Annotated in this window: 3 protein-coding genes; 2 read left to right on the top strand and 1 reads right to left on the bottom strand. The window is 42.1% G+C overall.

Annotated features, from left to right (window positions below; genetic code table 11):
- Positions 1-216 precede the first annotated feature (216 nt).
- Complete coding sequence (locus O9332_RS01125) at positions 217-1434, bottom strand: tRNA nucleotidyltransferase/poly(A) polymerase-related protein (RefSeq protein ID WP_002760104.1); 1218 nt, start codon at positions 1432-1434, stop codon at positions 217-219.
- Between the two features lie 94 nt (positions 1435-1528).
- Between O9332_RS01125 and O9332_RS01120 the strand changes: the two genes are divergently transcribed.
- Both O9332_RS01120 and O9332_RS01115 read left to right on the top strand, forming a co-directional pair.
- A complete protein-coding gene (locus O9332_RS01120) occupies positions 1529-1777 on the top strand; it encodes a Ycf34 family protein (protein ID WP_002760106.1) in 249 nt (82 codons plus the stop codon).
- A 238-nt stretch (positions 1778-2015) separates the two neighbouring features.
- A complete protein-coding gene (locus tag O9332_RS01115) occupies positions 2016-2234 on the top strand; it encodes a hypothetical protein (RefSeq protein ID WP_288023317.1) in 219 nt (72 codons plus the stop codon).
- The last annotated feature ends 63 nt before the right edge of the window (positions 2235-2297 follow it).

Here is a 2297-nt window from a genome sequence, read left to right as displayed (position 1 = left end):
GGTTAACAATTTGTAATATTCCTTGTTGACACCCTTACTGACAAAGAAAAAACTGAAATCAAGTCAGGATAAGGGTTGGAGTGCTTACTGCAAAAATTGTTAAGAAAGATCCCTATAAGGGATAGCTTATTAAGGGGGGATCGGCACCCCCCTTATCAAGGGGGGCAGGGGGGATCGAACCTAAAATCCATTTTTAATTTAATTATAACCAACCACTTATAATAACTTTTTGGCAAAATCGATCGCTTCCTGAAAAACTGTAACTTGGCCCTCAATTTGGGCAATTTGTACCTCGGTTAATAACTTACCGATAACCGGACTGGGTTTCAGCTGTAAATGGTTAATTAAATCATCGCCCCTTAATAAAGGTCGGGGATGGGCGATAATATTATCGGGATCGAGATAGGAAGTCAACAGAGAAGCGACGATATTTTTGTTAATCCCCATTGATAAAGCAAAAAGGGCAAAGACAGGAAATACTTTTCCCGTATTTAGATAAATAAAATACTGTTCCCGCAGACTTAAATTATCTGCTTCTTTGAGGGGAGGTAAAGACTTAATTACCGTCATTACCGTGCGAATTTCCCCACGGGAATACTTGAGATCGATTAACTCTTTTTCCGCTTCTGCCAAAATATCCGATACCAATAGGGCCAATTTTGTCAACTGTAACTGAGAAGGGGAAAAGATAAATTTTTCCGGTAACAAAGATTCTAAAAATCCCGCTGCCGCTTCCACCCCCATAACTCGCTCCATTTTTGCGGGGGTAATCCGACGCAACCAGAGAGATAATAAGCCATCTTCCCAAGCACTTTTTAGCCATTTATTGCCACGGGAATTGAGCAAAAGGTAATTCAACTCGGATTGCACCCTTTCGGCGGCTACACGGTGCAATAAAGGGGCAAGAGAACGAATAGTTGCACGGGTATGGGGTTCGATCTCAAAGTCCAATTGAGCCGCTTGTCGATAGGCCCTTAATAATCTTAGGGGATCATCCTGGAGATTTTCGCGGGAAATCATCCGCAGGGATTGGCAGCCTAAATCTTTTAATCCCCCTAAAGGATCGAAAATTTCTTGGGTGTGGAGATTATAAGCGAGAGCATTAACGGTGAAATCCCGTCTTTTTAGGTCTATTTCTAGAGATTCTCCCTCCTGTTGTGCGAAATCAAGAGTACCCTGGGGAAAAACGACGCGAGCAATTTGACGAACGGCATCTAAAACCACAAAACCGGCTTTATACTGATGGGCAATAGTTTGGGCAATTTCGATCGCTTTTTCGGGAACCACAAAATCTAGGTCAATATAGTCTTTCTGACGGTTTAATAAAGCGTCTCGCACAGCACCACCGACTAAATAAGCATTTTCTGGCAATTCTTGCCGATTAATCGCAAAAACTTCTTTAACTAAACTATCTAGGTTTTTTTGACAAGACATCGAGAAGAGCAATTTACAAAAATATAATTTTTACCGGCCCTATTTGGGGAGAGACTGAGCTAGATTAACGGAAAAGACCTATAGAGTTAAACCTATGTGTATTTGTATTAACTGCTATTTTGTTGATCGCTGTCTCACCTATCATGCCGTAGAAACACAACATCAGGAACGTCATCTCACCGAGACACCGGACTTTGAAGCGAAGAACCCTTCTATTAACGTTAACATTCGCACCAAAGAAGATTATATCGAAATGGAGTGGGATGTGGTGGGTTGTGAAAGCTTTTTACGCGAAACCGGTAAATGGTCTAGTTTGCGGCCGGGTGAACCAATTCCCACCTAAAACACCTGAACTACCCATACATATCTACTACAAGAGCCGAAAGTTAATCCACAAATATGTCTTGGACAGCCAACGATTCGAGGAATGCGTAATTTAAGAGCGAGGTATTTATGGATAAAGAAGAAGAACTAAGCTAAACGGCGCTTAACCTGCATGATCCAATAGCTATAACCCTTTTGGAGTCTATATCGGTGATCCGAAGTAAAAGCCGTTTAGCTTACTTGAGCAATGGCGAGAATTGACCCCGGAAAAGCAACAAAAAGTTTGGCAATTTGTTCAAATACTTAAATCTGAGTCACAAACAACACCAGAAGCTAAATTTATTCCCCAAACACCATTAAGCAAAAAGTTATGGGAAATCCGACAGCGGGCGATCGCAGCTGGATTGCAACTGCTCAATGAAGACGAAATAGAACAAGAACTTGCTGCACGTCGAGGAGGGTGCAGTGAGTCATGAAATTGCTGGCACTTACGGTTTAGCGGCGATGGATGCACTTCATGTTGCTGCTGCGCTGCAAAT

It is taken from the genome of Microcystis sp. LE19-10.1B (genome assembly GCF_027530565.1).
Classification (GTDB): domain Bacteria; phylum Cyanobacteriota; class Cyanobacteriia; order Cyanobacteriales; family Microcystaceae; genus Microcystis; species Microcystis aeruginosa.
Note: the sequence above shows the minus strand (reverse complement) of the source record. Positions and strands in the feature narration are given on the sequence as shown.